This window comes from Moorena sp. SIO1G6 (genome assembly GCF_010672795.1).
GTDB lineage: Bacteria > Cyanobacteriota > Cyanobacteriia > Cyanobacteriales > Coleofasciculaceae > Moorena > Moorena producens.
This window is the reverse complement of sequence record NZ_JAAHFZ010000040.1, coordinates 1-22,317: the sequence shown is the minus strand read 5'-3', so window position 1 is coordinate 22,317 and position 22,317 is coordinate 1. Positions and strand designations below refer to the sequence as shown.

Sequence of the window (22,317 nt, the reverse complement as noted above, 5' to 3'; positions counted from 1 at the left end):
TTCAATCGAGCAAACTATGAAAAGCGATCGCCCTCAAAAAATTTAAAGACCAGGGCGATCGCACATAGCAAACCTCATGTCAAGAAACATGGAGGTAATACTAATTATGTTAACAACACCTAGCCATAAATTACCCGTAGTCACCGTATCTAAAATCAACCATAAATCGCGAGTGGTTCATCCACTGGCACGATTTGTCACTGAAAATACGGTAGCCTTGTTTTTTAATATCCAACCAGAGGAAATTTATCGCATCGATTGCTGGCAGCACGTTGTTTACGTACACGCCAAAGGTGTCAGTCAATTTGTCAGCTACGCCGATTTTCCGCCAATTTTAGGGGTAGACCCCCCAAAAACTGGAGATTACGACCGCTGGCTTAAACGGCGGGACAAAAGGCACAAATCCAAGCAATCCCTGGGTTTTTGGAGCCGATTCTACGCCCAGCAGTTTAAGCAAGCTTCCTCAAAGCTTAATCTTTATCAGTGGGGAAAATTGGTTGGTCTAGTCAAACGTGTACTTTTTGAGGCAGAATTGCAACAATTGCGGCAAATGTATGTGAACGAGAAAAGTTGGTGGGACGATTTTTGACTAGATACTATATCCTGATTCTATTGAGTCTTCTGTGTTTAACTGGCTGTAATTCCCCTGATAGTGCAGTTTTACAGTCCAACCAGGACAGTACTTTGAAGCTACTGTACTGGCAAGCACCCACTATCCTCAATCCCCATCTTTCTAATGGTTACAAGGATTCCGAAGCGAGTCGGATTACCCTTGAACCTCTGACTAGTTATGACAAAAATGGGGAGATGGTTCTGTTTTTGGCAGCAGAAGTTCCTACGGTAGAGAATGGTGGAATTGCTGCTGATGGTAAGTCGGTGACTTGGAAACTAAAGCGCAATGTAAAGTGGTCCGATGGCACCCCTTTCACCGCTGCTGATGTGGTGTTCACTTATGAGTTCATCACCAATCCAGCCGTAGGTTCGACTACTGCTAGTACCTATAAAACTATCAAAAACGTTGAAGCAATCGACGACTACACAGTCAAAGTCAACTTCAAGGATGTTAATCCAGCTTGGTTTTTAGTCTTTTCCGGTAGTGATGGCATTATTTTGCCACGGCATTTATATCAAGATTTCAATGGTGCCAATGCACGACAAGCGCCAGCCAACTTGATGCCTGTAGGAACCGGTCCTTATCAGGTCGTAGAATTTAAGCCAGGGGATACTGTAGTTTATCAGCCAAACCCTAACTTCCGAGAAGCCGATAAACCCTATTTCGAGCGAGTAGAACTAAAAGGCGGTGGTGATGCTACCTCTGCTGCTAGAGCAGTCTTACAAACCGGCGATGGGGATTATGCCTACAATCTGCAAGTGGAAGCACCGGTGTTGAAGCGACTGGAAGCGGGGGGTAAAGGTAAAGTGGTGGCTATCTTTGGGGCGTTGGTAGAACGGATTTTAATCAATCAAACCGACCCCAATCAACAAGCCCCCTCTGGAGAACGGTCTAGTGTCAAATTTCCCCATCCGTTCTTCAAAGACAAGCGAGTGCGTCAGGCTTTTAACCTAGCCCTAGACCGGGAAACCATTGCCCAACAGCTTTATGGACCAACGGGCAAAGCCACAGGGAATTTCTTAGTGTTACCAGAGCAATATAAGTCTCCCAATACTACCTATGAATTTAACCCTAAAAAAGCGGTAGCCTTGTTGGAGGAAGCAGGCTGGAAAGATACCAATGGTAACGGGATTCGGGATAAAGATGGGGTGGAGATGACCGTGTTGTTTCAGACTTCGGTCAATCCCGTGCGCCAGAAGACTCAGGAAATTGTCAAACAGACCCTAGCCTCGATTGGGGTTGGGGTAGAACTCAAGAGTATTGATGCTAGTATTTATTTCTCTGGTGATCCAGCCAACACCGATACTAACCAACGCTTCTATGCTGACCTACAAATGTTCACCACAGGGAATGATAGCCCCGACCCTGGTGCGTATCTGAAAACCTATACCTGTGATGAAATTTCCCAGAAAGCTAATCAATGGTCTCGAAAAAATGTCTCTCGCTACTGTAATCCGAAATACGATCAGCTTTGGCAGCAGTCTACAAAGGAGTTAGACCCAGAAAAACGTCGGAAAATCTTTATCCAGATGAATGACTTACTGGTTAAAGATGATGTGGTAGTTTTGCCCATTGTCCATCGGGCTGACGCAGCTGGGTTTAGCAATCAGCTGGAGGGTTATGACTTGACACCATGGGATCGCAATACTTGGAATATTATGGATTGGAAGCGGAAGTGATAGTTATTCCTAATTTTTCAAGTTTCAAGTTTCAATTAACGTCAGCTATCAGCTATCAGCTATCAGCTATCAGCTATCAGCTAGGAGGGATTTTAACTATAGGGGGTCGAATGAGTAAAATGAGCAGGGATTTTCAACGAGCCGTACCAGCATAAGCTTGTTTACTACCTCCTGTTCATTAGCTGACGGCTGTTCGCGTAGCGTGGCCAACGGCCAACGGCTGATAGCTGAATGCTTACAAATTAACTAATAATCAATTTCAATGACGCGATACTTAATTAATCGTCTTTTAGTTTCTATTCCCACCTTGATTGCTATCAGTATCGTAGTATTCGGTATCCTGGCCTTAGCACCTGGAGACCCGATGGGGGAATTTGCCACTAATCCTTCGATTACCCCAGAAGTGCGGGAAAATATTCGTCGAGCCCTTGGTTTAGACCAACCCATCCCGATTCGGTATATTAAATGGGCGTGGTCATTTATCCAAGGGGATATGGGATACTCCTTCACTAGCCGTAGTCCTGTTAGTGCCCTAATGCTCCAGCGTTTACCTACTACGTTATGGGTTGTAGGTTCCGCTTATATTTTTGCTGTATTGCTGGCGTTTCCCTTAGGAATAATTTCGGCACTTAAACGTTACTCTATCTTTGATAACATTGTCACCACCCTGGCTTTTCTAGGATTTTCTCTACCAACCTTTTTCACTGGTTTGCTGTTCATTATTCTGTTTAGTGTCCAGCTAAATTGGTTACCGTTTATCTACGACAGCACCCTGAAGGTAACAGATTGGAATAGTTTTGTTATCCAAGTCAAGCAGTCTATCATGCCCATCGTAGTATTAGGCTTATTTCAAGCAGCAGTATTGATGCGTTTTATTCGTTCATCCATACTCGAACAGCTAAATCAAGACTACGTGCGTACTGCTTATGCTAAGGGATTACATCAATTTGTAGTGGTCAATCGCCATATCTTACGGAATGCTCTGATTCCGGTTGTTACCTTAGTCGCCCTAGATATTCCTACTGTATTCACTGGTGCTTTAATCACTGAACAAGTATTCCGAGTACCTGGAATTGGTGCTTTGCTGATTGATTCTATCTATCGAAACGATACACCAGTAGTGATGGCGATTACCTTTATCTACGCTATTTTAATTGTAGTCTTTAATCTAGTCGCTGATATCCTTTATGGCATTCTAGATCCGAGAGTTCAGATAATATAGTAGGGAACAGGGAACAGGGAACAGGGAACAGGGATTAGGGAGTAGGGATTAGGGATTAGGGAATAAAAACTATCACAATTCATGATATAAATGCTATAGCTAACTGAGGTCTACAGCAGTCTATATTATAGCGTTTATCGCAGTTATGAGGTACGCTTATCAACCTCAAAGTCCCCCTTATTAAGGGGGATTTAGGGGGGTCATTTTGTACCTTATGGGATATAGAATTGCTATATAATGAGGTACACAGAATTTTTAAACTATTACTTATTAGAACTTAACTGCTCCCTGCTCCCTGCTCCCTGCTCCCTAAAATTTACCTCACCTAATTAAAAGCCTATACACTATACAAAAAATGAATTTTCTGTGGAAGTTTTTTGGTGGAGATGGATGGCGTCGGTTTCGCCAAGACCGAATGGCTGTAATCGGGTCTATTGTACTTATAATTATGGTGCTTACCATTGTTTTAGGGCCATTCATTGATAAAACACCTATTGACAAAATTGACTTTAGTCTATCCAGTGCGCCACCAAGTTGGGAACATCCTTTTGGTACTAATGATTTAGGGCAGGATCAACTGGCTCGGGTATTGTGGGGGGGACGCATCTCTTTAACGGTGGGGATTGCGGCTATGGTAGTGGCGATTTCCTTGGGAACTTTAATTGGAGCGTTATCGGGTTTCTATGGAGGAGTAATTGATACCTTCCTAATGCGTCTGACGGATTTATTTTTAGCATTACCTCAGCTACCGTTGTTACTGTTAGTGATTTATTTATTCCGAGATGTCATGCGGCAGCTGGCTGGGCCAGAGTTGGGTATTTTTATATTGATAGTGCTAGTAATTGGTTGCTTGAATTGGATGTCGGTGGCGCGATTAGTACGAGCTAGTTTCTTGACAGTGCGAGAGATGGATTTTGTAACAGCAGCTCGCTCGATTGGTGCTAAACCTCGTCGATTGATTTGGGCTCATATTCTTCCTAATGTGCTTAGTCCGGTAATTGTTGCAGCTACCTTGGCGGTGGGAAATGCGATTATTACTGAGTCTACTCTGAGTTTTTTAGGCTTAGGTTTTCCCCCTGATGTTCCTACCTGGGGACGAATGCTATTTGATGCCCAAAATTATATTGAAATAGCGCCTCATATGGCAATTTTTCCAGGATTAGCGATTTTTTTAACAGTGCTTAGTATTAATTATATTGGGGATGGATTGAGAGATGCATTGGATCCGCAAACAAGGAGAAAGTAGGGAGTAGGGAATCGGGAATCGGGAATCGGGAATCGGGAATCGGGAATCGGGAATCGGGAATCGGGAGTAGGGTGCGTTAGGGGGGCTCTTATTTTTCGCCTCGTAGCCAGTTGGAACAGCCCGCCCCGTAACGCACCACTGCTGGGTCAAAGTACAACAGCTTTTATAGCAACAAATATAGTTATTTTAAATAAGGAGGAGACACTAAGAAGCACAATATTCACGAATCACTTCATCCAGAGAAGTGTCTATAGAAGTAGACATTCTGGCTCTCTTTAAAGCACTAAAATCATGCTCTATATCATGGAAATCTGGAGAGTATTTCGGCAAAAATAATACTTGATGACTGACTGACTCTACTAATTCTCTAATTGCATTTTTTCTAGGAATTGGTGCATTATCCATAATTAATACTGAAGGAATTGTTAATGAGGGTAATAAATATTGGCTTAACCATCCTTCAAATACTTCTGCATTCAGACTACCACTAAACAAGGGGCTATTAAATCTTTTGATTTCTTCCTTATTCCTGCTACTAAATTTTCTATTTTTATTCGTTTTACTGTTTGTTCACCATACAGTTTATTCCCTTTTTTTGACCATCCATAAAGGCATGACTGTATTTTGTCAAACCCTGATTAATCAATGAATACAAGGCTTTTGATTCCAGATATTTTTATTAATTCTCTTAATGCTCTTAAATACTTTATTCTTTCTTTTCTATCTCTGTCTTGATGCAGTCGCTCATGGTTTGTTCGCGTTCGCCTTTGGCGTGGCCTACGGCCAAGCGTCGCCTTTGGCGATAGTTACCGTAAGACAGGCTCGCCTTAATCAATGGAGGCGCGCTTTCCTATGGCGAATTAAATTACGGGGTCGCGCCTCAAGTTTTAACCCTTTTTTGCATAACCTACCAACCATAAAGGCTCAACGTAATCAGGTTTCGTCTCCGGGGAAACCCCCAAGACCGCGCTGCATCGCTTTCCCGATAACGAAGTTCTTTTTTTTTACGAGTTATTTTCATTTTTTTGAGTGCGTAGAATATTGCACTCGGGCGCACTCCAAATTTTTTCGCTCTCTCTATTAATTTAGCATCTGGATTTTATTTGACATCTTGTTCTAAGGCTTTCCAATCTAGCTTTCTTTGACGACGTTATACCTTAGTCGCCTTTAGTTCTGAACGATTTAACCACTTGTATATTGTCGCTCTTCCTATCCCAAATACTTTCGCTGCCTCTGTAATCTTTCCACCTTTTTCTATATAGTTTATTACTTTTTTTCTGAAATCTAGACTGTATGGCATTGCTGTCAGTTATTGAAAATATACCCTTTTTATTTTACCTCATTACCGTCTTATCCTTAATTGAAACAACTATATATATTAATCCACCCGGCCAAATCGCCTAAGAGGAAACAGACGGAATAAAACTTCACCATAAATTTCATCCCTAGCCACCACACCCATCAAAAGATTATCCTGATCATCTGGATTTTTACCCAAAACTAAATAGCAACAAGAGGGGATTTCTCTGTCTACTTCGTGGTCATATTGGATGGGAATTCCTTGAATGTAGTCAGTTTTCAAGCGTTGACCATTTATATAAACTTCTCCTTGCTTAATGGCAAACGTTTCCCCAGGTAAAGCCACAATCCGCATAATGTACTTCTTACGATTAAAGCCTTGCTGCGCCAAATTTTTTTTAACCCAAAAGTCAATCAGATCTCCGTGGTGGAATTTGCGCCAATGACGGGTCACAATATCCCTGAGAACCACATCACCGCTCTGGACTACTGGTACTACCGTTGATTCTAGCCCACTGTCAACCCTATAGATACTGCTACTAATAATTAGAAAAACAAACAGAGAAAATCCCAACAGAATATACCCCAGCCCAGTGTTTTTAGAACCTTCAATCAGGGGAGCTGAAACAGGTTGATTGCCCACAAAATGCTGACGCAGGGCATCATGAAGAAAACGGTAACGCCCTCCCACTTGCTGAATCAACCGCCGTTCTGCGGCATAACTGAGGAACTTGGCATAGTTCCAAGGAATTGCTCCCCTTTGGCACAAAATTAGCCTCAGGGTTAAGTGCGGTATCCAGTCTTGACCCCCACTTGCTATTGCCGAAACCAATCCTACAAGTAAACCCATTCTTAAAGAGCTAGTCAAATCAAAGTTAGCTGGGGTAAAGATGGAGACAAAGGGAAAAATTAATGCCCCAGCCGGAAAAGCAAACAGGGGAATAATAAAAGTTTTTTTAAAAGATTCTTTTATACTTTGATTAGGATTTTCCTTAGCAATTTCTGTTTTTAAGCAAAAAAAATGCCCAAAAATCATCCAACCTAAAAATAAAATCAGACAAGAAGTCAGTCCAAAAATCAGCAAAAATTTCAGCCCAAAAATCAGACAAGAAGTCAGCCCAAAAATTAGACAAGAAGTCAGCCCAAAAATTAGAGAAGAAGTCAGCCCAGACCAACTGACATCAAAAGCTTCAGCTTGTCTTTCGGAGTCTTTAAAATCAGTGAATTTTAGCCCTAAAATTATACCAAATATCAGCCCATAAAGCAGACCAAATATCAAATCATAAAGCAGACCAAATATCAAACCATAAAGCAGACCAACAATCAGTCCAGAAATTAATCTAAAAATAATTCTTTGAAAACCTTTTTTTAACCAATATGACTGCATATTTTCAATCAAAAATTCAGTGGTTGAATCGGCTACTAATTGCCGAGCTAGATAAGTCAACCAATGTCTAGTATCCTCATCCCCATAAGGAACTCCCTTGGGATATTTTTGCTGATCAAGGGGTAACTTTAAGCGCTCCTCCACATAGGCTGACCAAAGTTGTGCTTTATTGGTAATCGGCTGCCCCTGGTATGCCGTCACCATCACGTTTAAAAACAGGGGTTTATCTGCCAGTTCTCTCATCTGGGCATCACTGGATAGCACTTGCCAAAGCTTCGGTTTACCGAGGCGCTGGAGATAATTTTGGATTTGGACATCATTGGGGGACTGCAAGCAATAAGCCCCATTAAGTTTACGTAGTTTGACTATTCCCTGCTGATATTCTTCCAGGCGACAGCAAACCACCCCACGGCGTTGGATGTTTTGCTTGAAAAACTGATTAATTTTGGTGACGCACAGCCTTTGACGGGGTATGCCTAACTCATCTAAACCATCGAGAAGGGGCAGTAGTTGATGGTTTTTGAGCCATTGTTGACTAATTTTTTCGTCAATGCTGTAATTGTGTTTTAGTTGAGCCACTAACCATTGATCAATCGGTTGCTGATCATTTTTCCAGGCAGAAAGCTCGAAGATGATCGGGACCGGTGCAGCATGATTCTGTTCTGCTTGCTTAACTAAATCCTCTGCTAGTCTTAGTAAAGTGGTGGTTTTCCCAGACCCCGGTTCCCCTAAAATGAGTAACCGACCTTGCACATCTGGCCGTTCAAATACCTCCATTGCTGAGGTTTGAGGCGCTAGGGGAATTACTTTCTGTCGCTGGTCACGTTCTACCGCCCCCTTGCTCTGCTCCATTGGTAATTCCAGATACAGATTAATCTCTAACTGGTCTTGGTGCAGAGAATCCTGGAGTCGAGTTGTTACCTCCCAATTAACTGCTTTCAGTAAGTCTTTGCGATTGCAACTAGCAGCATACTGATCACGCTCAAGCCAGCCAATTAGCTTGCGTTGTAATTCTCTCCAAAGGGGAGCTGGCAAATTTCTTGGCTGCTCCCGATGATTAATGTAATTACCCTCAACATACACACCGTGGTCAGCAAAATCAGTCTCGCGGTAATTACGTCCTGTCTTAATTTCACGCTCTGGCTGCTTTGGTTCTTCAGTCACGACTGTAAATCAAGCTAGGGTGATCGAGGTCTAGTCTGCTGTTAATACTGCTGAGTTTGCGTTGCTGAATTGAAGTATGAATGCGCAATCGTTTGGTTTTGCTAAAGCCCCCTAAATCCCCCAAATTTGGGGGACTTTTAGAGTTTTTTCCCCCCAGAATTGGGGGGTTAGGGGGGCGAAACCATACTCAGAATCAGCAACGCCTAGTTTCCTGCAAATCTTGCAGGGCACCGATAACAAAACTAGCAGCCGGATGGTTCAGCAGTTGCTCAAAAGCACTGACACCACCAGCTTTCAAGGCACTGAGTACTCTATTACTCAAAGCAGGGTTAGTGTCAATCTGCTCAACTGCTGCTGCTGCCACCTTCATCTTTCCAGTGGTAGTATCGGTAGGGTAAGTTTTGTCTAAGGTCTCTAGTAATTGTTGAATCTCTGCTGCAGCTTTAGCGAGGTTTTGTTTTTGCTCTGGGTTATTATTGTAATAATCGCCCTCGACGTAAGCACCTTGGTCCCTGAAGTTGCTGTCACGGTAGTTTCTACCTACTGTTTCACGGTAATCCCTACCAGCTTGAATATTGCGATCGCCACTCATAACTAATTTCTCCTTAGCCCCTCACGGTAAAGCCAATCCTATATCCCTTTTCAGCCATGAGCACCCTCAATGCACTAAAAATGGGAGTATTGGCTGTATTGTAGCTAGATTTGGATAAATTGACTGAATCTCAACTCTGTTAATTCAGCAATGCCGTCTTTCTTACCCTTCTCACGACTCAATCCCTAATTCCTCTTTCAATTCTTCCAAACTTTGAGGAGTAGCTTCTTCTGACTCTGCCCATTCCAAGGCCCTAAACAGACGCTTGGCATTTTCTGGCGATCGCAACAAATAAATAGTTTCTAAGATACCGGACAATTCATCTTCAGCAATTAACGCCACATTTTTCTGGTTACTACGCTTGATGACGATAATTTCGCGCTGATCGTAAACTTGATCTAGGATGCTAGCTAGGTTAGCTTTTGCTTGAGAATAGGTAGTTTCCCGACTTGACATCGTTTCATTGAGGCTGAGTTGCACAATAATATTGTGCATCATTGAAATTGGAACTGCACGGTAATCTGATCCGGTGCAGCTCCTAAAAGCTGTTTGACCCGATGGTTAGAATGGGAATCTTGGTAGAACAGGCATCTTGCCTGTTTCATGTTCCGGCATCTTGGTGGAATGAGCATCTTGGTGGAATAGGCATCTTGCCTGTTCGGCGATCTATTCGAGCGGGCAAGATGCCCACTCTACGAAATTGGTTATTCCCGAGCGGGCAAGATGCCCACTCTACCAAATTGGTTATTCCCGATTCCCGATTCCCGATTCCCGATTCCCGATTCCCTTTACTACCCAAATACCTCCTGAATTTCTAACTGCTCCAACCCTCGCCCAATCAAGACCAAGAGAGTCTGACGCTTTTCATCAGCTTGCCAAGGACGGTCAAAGAAACTCTCAATGCGATCGCCTACTCCTTGGATCACCATCCGCATCGGTTTATTAGCAACATTCACAAATCCCTTAATGCGATAAATCTCTTGCTGTTGCACCAATTGTCGTAATTTTGTCTTGATTACCTGTGGGTCAAATGCCTGATCTAAAATCAAATTAACTGAATTAATATCATCATCATGGTCATGGTCTTCTTCATGGTCATGATGGCTAGGACGGGATTCTAAATTATCTTCCACTCCGGCATTAAATCCTAGCAGTAAATCAGGACTAATGTCTCCCTCCTGACAAGGAACGACTTTCACACTACTTGGTAACTGCTGTTGCAACCAATTATTTACTTTGGTTTGAGTAGGACTATCCACTAAATCCACTTTAGTCAACAGCACCATATCAGCACAAGCTAGCTGGTCTTCAAACAATTCCTCGATGGGAGTTTCATGTTCTAAGGTTGGGTCAGCCTGACGTTGGGCTTCTAAAGCATTGATATCGCTGACTAAAGTACCAGCCGCTAAGGCATCGCAGTCTACGACAGTCACCACCCCATCCACCGTAGCGCCAGTGCGAATTTCTGGCCAACGAAAGGCTTGAACTAGAGGTTTAGGCAACGCTAATCCCGAGGTTTCAATCAAAATATTATCAATTTTGTCACGACGCTTCAGCAATTCTTGGATTGTCGGTAAAAATTCTTCTTGAACCGTGCAACACAGACAACCATTCGCTAGTTCTAAAATATTGTTATTGGCGTCATCATCTTCATCACAAATCTGACAGGAACGCAATAGTTCCCCATCAATTCCTACTTCACCAAATTCATTAACAATTACAGCAATGCGCCTGCCCTGATTATTTTGCAGCAGGTGACGCACGAGAGTAGTTTTGCCACTACCGAGGAATCCGGTAACAACAGTAACAGGAATTTTTGCAGCCATTTTAAGTAAGTTAAGGAGTACAGTTAAGGTTTAAGGTTGGTTGAAGGTTATTTGGTTGAAAGTTGGTTGGTTGTTCGCGTAGCGTGGCCTTTTGGCCAAGGTTGTTCGCGTAGCGTGGCCTTTTGGCCAAGGTTGGTTGGTTGAAGGTTATTTTGTTGTTCGCGTAGCGTGGCCTTTTGGCCAAGGTTGAAGGTTGAAGGTTGAAGGTTATTTTGTTGTTCGCGTAGCGTGGCCTTTTGGCCAAGGTTAGTTGGTTGTTCGCCTTTGGCGTTTGGTGTAGGGTAGGTTTAAGGTTGGGATAGGGATCCGTGTAGGAATTGTGATCATTTTTGTTCCCTGTTCCCTGTTCCCTGTTCCCTGTTCCCGACTTCTGCAAGAAGTCTATTACCTAAACGTACATACTGGGTATTTTTCAAACAATCGAGAAGCAATTGTTTGGTATTCAATGATGCTGTTTCGGACTACAAAACTGTCTGTTCCATCGTAGGCATGGTCATTTAAGGGCGTGTAGTTCCAAGTAATGTAAATAACTTCACCTTCGATCGTTTCCGGAACGATTATATTATTGCCATCTGCAAATATTTCAAAAAGACTGTCAAAAACGCAGGCTACTTGGTCAATACCCTTGTAAACTGTGTTGTTGAGAATCAAGATGGAGTCTTCGGAATAGTCAGAGATAATGTCCTCTAGGTCGGAGTTTGCCCATGCATTAATGTGGTGTTCCCATACCTTTCTCGTTTCCTCTGTTGTTTCATCGGCACGCCAGTTATAATAGGCTACCAAATTGGTGTTCAAGCTCGGTTCCGCGTTCCCAACAGAAGCATCTGCAAGTACTGGAGCGGAAAAACACGCCCAGCAAAGCCCGATTGCGATCGCAGTTAATATCCCGGCTTTTAACCACTTCAAACGTCCCAAAATACTTATATAAATCATAGACTATCTTTTTATAACTCTTCAATAAGCTAACAATACTTTTTAGTTGTGACCTCTCAGCTTTTTGGCTGAGGTATTTATAGCTGCTCAATGAGCAATTGGCAACTTTGGAATCTTCCGGGAAAGTAAAACCAATAAGAGAAGACATCAATATCTAACGGTTCAGTTAGAAATTTTAATCGGATGATATTCGATCGCCATCCAGATACAATCCGTATCTGAATAATACTGATGCCACGGATAGGTATATTGCTGGTTTTCGTGTACTTCACAAAAAGGAACGATCTGGGTGTATCCCTCAGTCATCAAGAGATCTTCATAGAGAGTCCCAAAATCCTCTTCTTTGAACTTCTGCATTCGTCCCTGTCCCAAGACTTGGGTGTGAATTTCAAGAAAGTCATGTTGGTTATGGATGGCACAATTGGTACGAGAAGGGGCATACCAAAGGTTAACTTTAACAGAGAACTTTTCTTGTTGATGGGGTGTACTCGATTGCCTTGCCATAAAATAGGGATCGACTTCTATAATTCCAGCCTCATCTTGAGGAGACTTCCACAGCGGTACATCTTTGGGGAAGTCGATCAAATTACCTAATAGATTCCACCCTGGCTCAAAGACAATCTTGCCGATGTTTTTGCTCTCTACTACCTCCAGCAAAAGTAAGGATTTGGCTTTTTGGACAGTAGTATCTTTGAGGATGGTCGATGAAAAAGCCGGAATAATGCTGGTGTTCGTTTCGCTCAGGTAAGCATCTGTCTCTTCAGGATTAACGGTGATAGTACGACTGTTAATGGGATAATTTTCCACATTTTCAACGTACTTCCCATCTATGTAGGCACCGGAAAAGTTAAGTTGTTTAACTTGGTTAGCTTTCATCGGTTTTTGACACAGAATTAAAGGACTAGCTACCTAAGAGGTTGTCTGATAAGTCTCATTTGCTACATCCAAGCCCCCGTTGGTCCCCCAAGCGAGCAATCCCTCGCTTGGGGGACTTTTAGCAGCAAATTGATTCTTCCCCACCGGTGCGCACCGCATAATTGGGGGGCTAGGGGGCAAAATTCAGTATCAAAAAACTTTTTAGATATCCTCTAAGGCGGAAGGCAAAATGAAGAATGGTGAATGCTGAAAGCAGAATACATAAAGCAGAATTATAAATTCTCATCAATTCTTAATTATACATTCTTAATTATACATTCTTAATTCTTCATTCTTCATTATTAAAACCTCTTATCCAAAAATTGCAGAAGATAAGAAAACTACTCCTACTGAGCAGATACCAAAGCCTAAAATTCGCATCAGTGGGAAGGGTTGATCTCTCCATTGTTTGATCAAGCTCTTACTCAGGTATAGTGCTAGGATGGCGATACCATACTGAATCACACTGAAGCCAATCAGGTAAGCCAAGAGTGGACTGATTTCAGCACCTACAATTGCTTCACCATAGGCATAGCCATGAAAAATACCAGCTAAGCTCGCTAACCCTAGCACTACGGATATATTGGGAATTTTGGCACTCAACAGTAGTCCGCCAAACAGCACCACTGAAGTAGCGATCGCAATCTCTGGTATTGGTAAGTCCATTCCCAGCAAGTGAATACCTGTGCCGACTAGGGTGGTGAGGACAAAAGCACCAGGAATCAGGAAACCACTGGTAAATCCTGCTGCAATTAAGCCAACACCAATCACAAACGCGAGATGATCGAAACCAATGACGGGATGACCTAATCCAGACAAAAATCCTGTGATGAAATTATCAGGTGTCTCGCCACCAAAGGGATGGTGAGCCATAGCTTGTTGTGCTGTACTTAAAATCCCCATCCATACCAACAGAGCCATAGCATTAAAGCCAAGTTTCTGGTTTTGGTAACGGGAGATAGAAGACCGATTGCTTGGGGAAAATTTGCTTTTTGACATCTGGTAAATGCTGGTCAATGACTGATAAAAATACTTGCAACAGTTTAGTGCTAATTACCTTGACAGACTAGGCTTTATAAGACTAGCTTGAAAAAGTATAAAGTAGTCTTGTAGCACATTTAAACTGATAAAATAGAAAGTGATAAAGCGTTGAATTTATTAATTTTTAGTCTCTTATCACTTTCTTCTTACTTAGTTACTGTCAGCGCTTTCTTAGGGGTTAGTTACTTTGTAAGCAGTCAGCCGTCAGCCGTCAGCCGTCAGCCGTCAGCCGTCAGCAATCAGTGGTCAGTGCTCAGTGGTCAGCCGTTGGCCTTTGGCACCTCAAGTAGCGTGCGCGTAGCGCTAATCGCTGTTCGCTGATAGCTGATAGCTGATAGCTGATAGCTGATAGCTGATAGCTTACAGATCAAACCTATTAAATACTTTTTACTCAACCACTAGTTCTCAAAAAGGGCATCACAAACGTTACTGGGAAATGTGGTTGCCTACTGACTAATTTTTATGGAAATGCTACATCAGACATCATCTGTACCTCGCAGATGCATTTAACAACAACTGACACCATTGGCGGGCATTCTGACTAAGAGGTGACAGACCTCATCACAGCTGCGGGACAGCGCCGGACTTGCACCGGACTTTCCCCGTTACCTCTGGTGAGTGCTCTTCACCAGAACCGATGGAACTTCAGGTAGTTTAGCACAATCTGACCTATATTATTTGTTAAATATTAATTAAGATATTAATTACGATTAATTAATCTTAATTAATCGTAATTAATTAAAGCGGTTTTTAGTTTAATGAGGTACATAGGATTTTTTCCCTATTCCCTATTCCCTATTCCCTATTCCCTATTCCCTGTTCCCTGTTCCCTGTTCCCTGTTCCCTGTTCACTGTTCACTGTTCCTACGATCTTGGGTTATCCCTTTCCTCGATACTGGGCAACTGACCTACTGCCGGGAGAGGGGTAGCATGGTCATCGGGAACGATTTTTGAACCAAATATTTTAGCGTAAACTTGGGTAAATTCAGCTCCTAAAAAGATAATTTGAGAGGAATAGTATACCCAAGCCAATAAAACCACCAAAGAACCAGCAGCACCGTAACTTGAAGAAAAACTGCTTCTGCCGAGATACCATGACAATAGCCATTTACCCAAGTTAAACAGTAAGGTAGTGATAATTGCTCCAACCCAGACATCCTTCCAGGCAATTTTCACATCTGGCAAGTACTTGTAAACCAGAGCAAACATCAGGCTAAGAATACCAAAGGACACCAGCAAGTCCAGAATTGTCCAGACAAAGTCAAGTTGGTAGAGCCACAGTAAACCCAGTTCCTGGAGAAATTCGCTCTTATAAGACCTCACAGCGGATAAGGCAGTACTGATCACAGCGGATAATAGCAGAAAAAGTCCTACACCCAGCACGGTCAGAAACGAAAGAATCCGTTTTTTCAAAATACCCCAGATGCCCCGTCCTGGTTTCAGCTTCACATCCCAAATCGTATTCAAGGCATCTTGGAGTTCGCCAAATACCCCAGATGCACCGAACAACAGCACCACAATACTAATCAAGGAAGCCAACCCCCCACTAGCATCAGGCCGATTGGCATTAGTAATTGCTGTCTGAATAAACTGTGCCCCCTGTTCCCCAACCAATCCTTGGATTTGTTCTACAATCTCGCCCTTAGCCGCCTCTTCCCCAAAAATAGACCCCACAATTGCGATCGCAATTATTAGCACTGGCGCTAGGGAAAAAATCATGTAATAGGATAATGCTGCTGCTAGTCGAGATGCGTTATCCTCCTTCCATTCTTTAAACGTTTCTTTAAGCAGTCCTAAAATAGCCTTGGGATTCATCACCATCACTCCTGGTCTCATAACTCCTGGGCTTAGTTATATCGGCATCGTTCCAGTTGGAAATACCTGACAATGCCTGAGAATATTCTAGATTGACAATTGATCCCGGTTAACCAACTATGGTTTCATAAGTCAGTTAATCCTAAGCATTCAGCTATCAGCCGTCAGCTATCAGCCAAAGGCCAAGGGCTTTTACCCAGACTTTCCATTCTGATTAATCTCGAACTATTAAATTCTCCCGTTTGCGTATTGCGCATTGCCCATAGGCGCACACTACGCTAACAAGATTTATTTTACGGCGGTTTGCATAACTATCAAGTACACAGGATTTTCTCTTTCTTCCCTCTTCCGAACGCGCCCCGCGTGGCCTACGGCCTCAGTCCCTGCTCCGAAGTCCCTGCTCCCTAAAACCCAAGAATTTGTACCTGACTGAATTGCAAACCGCTGTAAGCATGATAGCTGACAGCTAGTGGGGTAAGCTAATTGCATAAAAACCAATAACATCTTAAGTTACCCATGATTGAAAACCAATTTGTAACCAACTTCGTCTCCTCCTTATCCAAACGTGGCAAACTACCAATTAGCTTTGTACTTCATTGGGAAGATGGGTCAAGCACCACTATGGGAGAAGAGAAACCGATCTTGGATATATACATCAAAAATCCAGCTGGTCGAAAAGCTTTCATGTCTTTAGACGAATTACTGATACTGGAAGCTTACATCAAGGGTGATATTGATCTCGAAGGGAACTTAATCAACGCCATGTCGTTCCAGGAGCTGTTATCCGATCAGCATATTTTGCTAAAGATAGGTCGCCGACTCAAACCCATCTTACTTGGGCGGGAAAAATGCAATCCAGATTGGATATCAAAGCATTATGACTCCAATAATATCCAATTGTTCGCCATGGATACCGATTACAATACTTATACTCCTGGGATATATGATAAAGATGAGGATAGCCTAGAGGTTGGAGCTGAACGCAAGTTAGACTTTGCCTTTCAATCTCTTAATCTCAAACCGAATGATTCGGTACTCGATATTGGCTCTGGCTGGGGCGGTTTCCTGCGTTTTGCCGCACGCAGAAATATCCGTGTGACTGGAATTACCTTATCCAAGCACCAAAAACAGTATGTAGAAGATTTAATTGAAAAAAACAACTTTGATGATGCAGAGGTCAAGTATCAAGACTTTTTCTCTTTCCAACCTAGCCAGAAATATGATGGCATAGTCATGATGGGGGTAATCGAAGATTTGTCTGATTATCCTCGCGTGATGGAGCGTCTCTTGAACTATCTTAAACCTGGCGGACGAGTATATCTCGACTTTGCCTCAGACAAAGAGTCATTTGTTACGCACAGTTTTATTACCAAGTATATCTGGCCGGGGACCTTTCGGATGGTGTATATGACGGAATTTATCGATGCTGTTAGAGAATCACCATTTGAGATCCAAGCCATCTATAATGACCGTCGCAACTATTATCTTTGGGCTAAGGGTATGTATGAGCGCTGGATGGAAAAAAAAGCAGATATTATCGACAAGTCAAATGAACAAATCTGGCGCACGTTCCGGATACTTTTTGCGGCGACAGCGGGTACCATGATCCAATCATCATACTATGCGACGGCCTATCGGGTGGTTTTAGAATTACCCGAGGATCATAAGTCTTTACAATAAGTGTGGTCAGACCTAGATTCCTAGAGCAATTTTGAATTGATGGTAATCGTTTAGCTTCTAGACTTATAGCGTTTCTCATAGTAATTAGCTACACAGGTTTTTTTCCCTCTCCCCTCACTAGGAGAAAGGCTAAGCAGGTAAACAAAATTAATTACACATTTTACAAAACTCAAAGTATTACAATGTAAGGGTTACAGAGATTGGGAGTAGGTAATTAATTCTGTGTAGGTGCTTATATGTCTGCTTCCAAATCAGATTACTATTGGAGTAAGCATTCAGCTATCAGCCGTCAGCCGTCAGCTAGGAGGTAGTAAATAAGCTTACGAACGAGTATGGCTGGTTGACAATCCCTGCTCGTTTTACTGATCCGAACCAGTGCAGTTAAAGCGCCGAATCGCTAATAGCTGATAGCTGATAGCTGATGGCTGAATGCTTACCTATTGAAAAAGTCGCCCTCAAGAATTTCCCATGGGGCTAGATCAACCATAGGGAGTCGTTAAAGAGTACTATTAGACTACTATGATTTGACTCAGGGAAGTTTGACAATAGTTGCTCTATGCCCGCACTGACCACAAAACCTGCCAACCCTACCTTTCCCCTCACCGCCGTGGTGGGTCAAGAAGCTATTAAACTCGCCCTCCTCCTCGCGGCCATTGACCCTGGATTAGGAGGCGTTGCGATCGCAGGACGCCGTGGCACAGCTAAATCAGTGATGGCACGGGCAATCCACACTCTGCTCCCCCCAATTGAAGTGGTTAAGGGTTCCTTGAGTAACTGTACTCCAGAAGAAGAAGAGTTACAGGTTGACCAGTTGAAGGTTGACGGTTCTCCAGATACCGAAATCATCCCAGCTCCCTTCATCCAAATTCCTCTAGGAGTTACTGAAGACCGACTCCTGGGTTCAGTGGATGTGGAACAGTCTGTCAAACAAGGGGAACCTGTCTTTCAACCAGGATTACTTGCCCAAGCTCATCGGGGTGTGTTGTATGTGGATGACATTAACCTCCTTGATGACCAAATTGCTAATCAGCTACTGAGTGTTTTAACCGAAGGGCGGAACCTAATTGAGCGAGAAGGCATTAGTTTCCAACATCCCTGCAAACCAATTTTAATTGCCACTTACAATCCCGACGAGGGACCATTACGGGAACATTTATTGGACAGAATTGCCATTACCCTCTCTGCTGACGGTGTTTTGGCATTAGAGCAACGGGTGGAGGCAGTAGAACAAGCGATCGCATACGCTAACTCTCCCCAGCAGTTTCTGGAGGAATATCAGGAGGATCTTGATACCCTCAAGACGGATATTATTCTAGCGCGAGAGTGGCTCAAGGATGTTGAGATTACCCATGACCAAATTACCTATCTCGTCAATGAAGCCATCCGAGGTGGTGTCCAAGGTCATCGGGCAGAACTGTTTGCCGTTCGAGTTGCAAAAGCTGCAGCAGCCTTAGAGGGTCGTCAGACAGTTAATTCCGAGGATTTGCGTCGGGCGGTGGAATTGGTAATTGTCCCCCGTGCCACTATGGTAGAAACACCACCAGAAGAAGCACCACAACCTCCTCCTCCCCCACCCCCACAAGATCAATCTCAGGAAGAGCAAGACCAAGAGGAAGACAAAGAGGACGACAATGACTCAGAGGAGCAAGAACAGGAAGCTCCGAATATCCCGGAAGAGTTTCTCTTTGACCCAGAAGGGGTGATCCTTGACCCGAGTGTGCTCTACTTTGCCCAGATGGCACAACGGCAAGGTAAGTCCGGAAACCGTAGCATTATCTTTTCAGAAGACCGGGGTCGGTATGTCAAACCGATACTACCGAAGGGTAAAGTAAGGCGGATTGCTGTAGATGCCACCCTCAGAGCTGCTGCACCCTATCAAAAAGCTCGTAGGCAACGTCATCCTAACCGTCGGGTTATTATCGAACAAGGGGATTTACGATCCAAGCGGTTAGCCCGAAAAGCTGGCTCCTTGGTAGTTTTTGTGGTAGATGCGTCAGGGTCTATGGCTCTAAACCGGATGCAATCTGCTAAAGGAGCAGTGATGCAGCTTCTGACGGAAGCTTATGAAAACCGTGATCAAGTCTCCCTGATTCCCTTCCGGGGAGAACAAGCCGATGTGCTGTTACCCCCTACCCGTTCCATTGCTTTAGCAAAGCGGCGTTTAGAGCGATTACCTTGTGGTGGCGGTTCCCCTTTAGCTCATGGATTGACTCAGGCAGTGCATGTGGGCATGAATGCTCAATTGTCTGGGGATATTGGTCAAGTGGTAATTGTGGCAATTACTGATGGTCGGGGCAATATTCCCTTAGCTCGTTCTTTGGGAGAACCTCTACCAGAAGGGGAAAAGCCAGATATTAAAGGGGAATTGTTGGAAATTGCCGCTCGGATTCGAGCTAATGGGGTTCAATTATTAGTGATTGATACCGAGAGTAAGTTTGTTTCTACTGGTTTTGCTAAGGAATTGGCCAAACAAGCAGGTGGTAAGTATTATCATTTACCGAAAGCTACAGATAAAGCGATCGCAGCTATGACTAAAAATGCGATCGCAGATATTACATCTCGGTAAATAGCAAAGGGAACAGCGGATCTGGGAATAGGGAACAGCGGATCTGGGAACAGCGGATCTGGGAACAGCGGATCTGGGAACAAAATTCTCATATCATGTCCGGAGAATTAGTGATAAAAAACTTTCTCCCTTGAAACCTTACTCCTTTACTTCAGCATAGCTGCCATTCCCCTCCTGGGAGGGGTTAGGGGTGGGTGCCAAATGCCTTCGATTCGCAAAAGTGTAAGTATTCAACCAGAAATGAGATCACAATTCAGTCCATTCATTAGCTGACGGCTGACGGCTGATAACTGAATGCTTACCTGCGATATTCCTTTGGCGAAAGGGTGTCTAGTTAATAAAGTTGATAGAATTTGCCCAAAAGATGACCCACTATTGAATCAACAACCATGAAACGCCGAAAATTTTTTAGTAACGCTGCGCTTGGTGCAGCCAGTACAGCTGCCTTAGCATCCTGTAATCAAGCTAGTACAGGACCCGTTGCTCAATCTGGCAGTCAGCCTATAGTTCGATGGAAAATGGTCACCAGCTGGCCAAAATCCCTGGATACTATCTATGGGGGAGCTGATACTGTCTGTAAGCGGGTCAGTGCCATGACCAATGGGCGTTTCCAGATTACCCCCTCTGCTGCTGGTGAAATTGTACCAGGATTAGCGGTTCTCGATGCCGTGCAACAGGGAACCGTTGAGTGTGGTCATACCGCTAGTTACTACTACGTTGGCAAAAATCCAGCCTTAGCATTCGGCACTAGTGTACCCTTTGGTCTAACCGCTCCACAACAAAATGCCTGGTTGTACCACGGTGGTGGCTTGGAATTACTTCAGGAACTCTATGCTGACTTTGGCGTGATTAATTTTCCAGCGGGTAACACCAGTGCTCAGATGGGAGGTTGGTTCAAGAAACAAATTAATTCTGTAGCTGACCTGAAGGGATTAAAAATGCGTATCCCTGGATTAGGAGGTAAAGTGATGGAGCGCTTGGGGGTGAATGTCCAAGTATTACCTGGGGGTGACATTTTCCTTGCCCTAGACCGGGGAGCCATTGATGCTGCTGAATGGGTTGGTCCCTATGATGATGAGAAGCTGGGCTTGTACAAAGCAGCTAAGTTCTATTATTATCCCGGCTGGTGGGAACCCGGACCAACCCTAGAGGTACAGGTTAATAAAAAAGCTTGGGATAAGTTGCCTAAGGACTATCAGGAAATCTTTAAAGATGCCGCCAGGTACGCCAATATCAACATGGGGGCTAAGTATGATGCTTTGAATGGAGCGGCATTGGAACGCTTGATTAAAGCAGGTGCTAAGTTGACTCCTTACTCTCAAGACATTTTGCAGGCGGCTGAGAAAGCATCATTCGATTTATTTGAGGAAGATGCTAGCAAAGATCCCAAGTTTAAGAAGGTTTATGAACAGTGGAAGGGGTTTCGCAAGCAAATTTACAAGTGGCATGGCACAAATGAATTGAGTTTTGCTAATTTCGCCTTTTCTCGGAACTAGAGCACTATCGTAATCTTAAATTACTGAATAACTGCCAATCTTAGCTTTGATTGGGAAGCAGCCAGTTAAGCTGAACAATACTGTCGATTAGGGAATTTTTACCAAATTTTATCTATGAGGGGTGACACCCCTCGCTAAATTTGTTATATTGAGATCAGTAGATAGATGCACCCTGATGATCCAGAGAGTCTTTTTGACGGCTCTCTTATTTTTTTTTTTTGGGAAAATTGATACGTGAACATATAGCACTACCCATTTAGATTAGGACATTCCTAAATTCCAAAACTTAGTCATAGCTTACTTTTGACTTCTGACTTCGAACCTTGCTGACTTGCGCGTAGCGCTATACCTAGGGTCAGCTGCTTGGAAAATTATTAAATGAGGGGTGACACCCCTCACTAAATCTGTTATATTGATATCAGTAGATAGATGCACCCTGATGACCTAGAGAGTCTTTTTGACGGCTCTCTTATTTTTTTTGGAAAAGCGATTGGTGCTTTGCCACCAAATAAAAAAGCGCTCCCTTTTTGGAGAGCGCTGATAGGGGGTACTTGTGTACTCCCCTAGGGGTGATGAGATTAAACTCTTATTAGCCGTTGATAACTGGAGCAGTCAAAGCTACAGGAGTAGCTTCAGCCGCAGCTAGGTCTAGAGGGAAGTTGTGAGCGTTACGCTCGTGCATGACCTCGAAACCTAGGTTGGCACGGTTGAGTACGTCAGCCCAGGTGTTGATCACGTGACCTTGTGAGTCAATGATGCTCTGGTTGAAGTTGAAGCCATTCAGGTTAAATGCCATGGTGCTGATGCCCAGTGCAGTAAACCAGATGCCGATTACAGGCCATG

20 protein-coding genes, 3 pseudogenes and 1 riboswitch are annotated in these 22,317 nt (G+C 43.5%); of the genes and pseudogenes, 9 read left to right on the top strand and 14 right to left on the bottom strand.

Annotated elements, in window-relative coordinates; genetic code table 11:
- The first annotated feature begins 106 nt into the window (after positions 1-106).
- From F6K63_RS26770 to F6K63_RS26755, 4 genes are all read left to right on the top strand, one after another.
- Entirely contained in the window at positions 107-589 is a 483-nt protein-coding gene (locus tag F6K63_RS26770; protein WP_008185207.1) for a hypothetical protein, read from the top strand.
- Entirely contained in the window at positions 586-2,292 is a 1,707-nt protein-coding gene (locus F6K63_RS26765) for a peptide ABC transporter substrate-binding protein (RefSeq protein ID WP_287295456.1), read from the top strand. The genes F6K63_RS26770 and F6K63_RS26765 overlap by 4 nt, the downstream gene beginning before the upstream one ends.
- A gap of 262 nt (positions 2,293-2,554) precedes the next feature.
- Entirely contained in the window at positions 2,555-3,514 is a 960-nt protein-coding gene (locus F6K63_RS26760) for an ABC transporter permease (protein ID WP_008185204.1), read from the top strand.
- Positions 3,515-3,869: 355 nt separating this feature from the next.
- Positions 3,870-4,760, top strand: a complete 891-nt coding sequence (locus F6K63_RS26755) for an ABC transporter permease (protein ID WP_008185203.1) — start codon at positions 3,870-3,872, stop codon at positions 4,758-4,760.
- Here the strand turns inward: F6K63_RS26755 and F6K63_RS26750 are convergent.
- The 7 genes and pseudogenes from F6K63_RS26750 to F6K63_RS26720 form a co-directional block, all read right to left on the bottom strand.
- Entirely contained in the window at positions 4,686-4,910 is a 225-nt protein-coding gene (locus F6K63_RS26750; protein ID WP_287313557.1) for a hypothetical protein, read from the bottom strand. The two genes, F6K63_RS26755 and F6K63_RS26750, sit on opposite strands and share 75 nt — an antisense overlap.
- Positions 4,911-4,964: 54 nt before the next feature.
- Positions 4,965-5,488 (bottom strand): annotated as a pseudogene (locus F6K63_RS26745) (IS630 family transposase); the annotation flags it as partial.
- Positions 5,467-5,595 carry a hypothetical protein gene (locus F6K63_RS26740; RefSeq protein ID WP_267872134.1) on the bottom strand — a complete coding sequence of 43 codons (129 nt, stop codon included), beginning with the start codon at positions 5,593-5,595 and terminating at the stop codon, positions 5,467-5,469. The gene F6K63_RS26740 and the pseudogene F6K63_RS26745, both read right to left, overlap by 22 nt.
- A 144-nt stretch (positions 5,596-5,739) precedes the next feature.
- A pseudogene (locus F6K63_RS26735) lies at positions 5,740-6,060 on the bottom strand (IS630 transposase-related protein); the annotation flags it as partial.
- Positions 6,061-6,138: 78 nt separating this feature from the next.
- Complete coding sequence (gene lepB, locus F6K63_RS26730; RefSeq protein ID WP_287313556.1) at positions 6,139-8,610, bottom strand: signal peptidase I; 2,472 nt, start codon at positions 8,608-8,610, stop codon at positions 6,139-6,141.
- A 193-nt stretch (positions 8,611-8,803) separates the two neighbouring features.
- Positions 8,804-9,202, bottom strand: a complete 399-nt coding sequence (locus tag F6K63_RS26725; protein ID WP_008185185.1) for a hypothetical protein — start codon at positions 9,200-9,202, stop codon at positions 8,804-8,806.
- 171 nt (positions 9,203-9,373) lie between these two features.
- Positions 9,374-9,658, bottom strand: a complete 285-nt coding sequence (locus F6K63_RS26720) for a type II toxin-antitoxin system Phd/YefM family antitoxin (protein ID WP_044493454.1) — start codon at positions 9,656-9,658, stop codon at positions 9,374-9,376.
- 101 nt (positions 9,659-9,759) lie between these two features.
- Between F6K63_RS26720 and F6K63_RS26715 the strand changes: the two genes are divergently transcribed.
- The gene (locus F6K63_RS26715) at positions 9,760-10,020 is read left to right on the top strand and encodes a hypothetical protein (RefSeq protein ID WP_287313555.1); all 261 of its coding nucleotides are present in this window, start codon (positions 9,760-9,762) and stop codon (positions 10,018-10,020) included.
- Here the strand turns inward: F6K63_RS26715 and cobW are convergent.
- From cobW to F6K63_RS26690, 5 genes are all read right to left on the bottom strand, one after another.
- Positions 9,994-11,028: a cobalamin biosynthesis protein CobW gene (cobW, locus tag F6K63_RS26710; protein WP_071105840.1), complete on the bottom strand. Its 1,035-nt coding sequence runs from the start codon at positions 11,026-11,028 to the stop codon at positions 9,994-9,996. The two genes, F6K63_RS26715 and cobW, sit on opposite strands and share 27 nt — an antisense overlap.
- 10 nt (positions 11,029-11,038) lie before the next feature.
- On the bottom strand, positions 11,039-11,404 hold the full coding sequence (locus tag F6K63_RS26705; protein ID WP_287313554.1) for a hypothetical protein: 366 nt from the start codon (positions 11,402-11,404) through the stop codon (positions 11,039-11,041).
- Positions 11,405-11,412: 8 nt separating this feature from the next.
- Entirely contained in the window at positions 11,413-11,961 is a 549-nt protein-coding gene (locus tag F6K63_RS26700; RefSeq protein WP_287313553.1) for a nuclear transport factor 2 family protein, read from the bottom strand.
- 162 nt (positions 11,962-12,123) lie between these two features.
- Complete coding sequence (locus F6K63_RS26695) at positions 12,124-12,837, bottom strand: hypothetical protein (RefSeq protein WP_008185175.1); 714 nt, start codon at positions 12,835-12,837, stop codon at positions 12,124-12,126.
- 351 nt (positions 12,838-13,188) lie between these two features.
- Positions 13,189-13,875: a HupE/UreJ family protein gene (locus F6K63_RS26690; protein ID WP_287313552.1), complete on the bottom strand. Its 687-nt coding sequence runs from the start codon at positions 13,873-13,875 to the stop codon at positions 13,189-13,191.
- Between the two features lie 150 nt (positions 13,876-14,025).
- Here F6K63_RS26690 and F6K63_RS26685 point away from each other — a divergent pair, with 150 nt between their 5' ends.
- Positions 14,026-14,238: a hypothetical protein gene (locus tag F6K63_RS26685; protein WP_154659813.1), complete on the top strand. Its 213-nt coding sequence runs from the start codon at positions 14,026-14,028 to the stop codon at positions 14,236-14,238.
- 189 nt (positions 14,239-14,427) lie between these two features.
- Positions 14,428-14,571, bottom strand: a riboswitch (cobalamin riboswitch).
- Between the two features lie 210 nt (positions 14,572-14,781).
- Here the strand turns inward: F6K63_RS26685 and F6K63_RS26680 are convergent.
- Positions 14,782-15,753 (bottom strand): YihY/virulence factor BrkB family protein, encoded by a 972-nt coding sequence (locus F6K63_RS26680; protein ID WP_008185171.1) that lies wholly within the window; start codon positions 15,751-15,753, stop codon positions 14,782-14,784.
- 495 nt (positions 15,754-16,248) lie between these two features.
- Here F6K63_RS26680 and F6K63_RS26675 point away from each other — a divergent pair, with 495 nt between their 5' ends.
- The 3 genes from F6K63_RS26675 to F6K63_RS26665 all read left to right on the top strand — a co-directional run bounded on the left by F6K63_RS26675 (position 16,249) and on the right by F6K63_RS26665 (position 21,474).
- On the top strand, positions 16,249-17,412 hold the full coding sequence (locus tag F6K63_RS26675; RefSeq protein WP_287252132.1) for an SAM-dependent methyltransferase: 1,164 nt from the start codon (positions 16,249-16,251) through the stop codon (positions 17,410-17,412).
- A 556-nt stretch (positions 17,413-17,968) separates the two neighbouring features.
- On the top strand, positions 17,969-19,978 hold the full coding sequence (gene bchD, locus F6K63_RS26670; RefSeq protein WP_287265897.1) for a magnesium chelatase ATPase subunit D: 2,010 nt from the start codon (positions 17,969-17,971) through the stop codon (positions 19,976-19,978).
- A 389-nt stretch (positions 19,979-20,367) separates the two neighbouring features.
- Positions 20,368-21,474 (top strand): TRAP transporter substrate-binding protein, encoded by a 1,107-nt coding sequence (locus tag F6K63_RS26665; protein WP_008185167.1) that lies wholly within the window; start codon positions 20,368-20,370, stop codon positions 21,472-21,474.
- 589 nt (positions 21,475-22,063) lie between these two features.
- On the opposite strand, the pseudogene F6K63_RS26660 reads toward F6K63_RS26665, so the two are convergent.
- Positions 22,064-22,317: pseudogene (locus tag F6K63_RS26660) on the bottom strand (photosystem II q(b) protein); the annotation flags it as partial.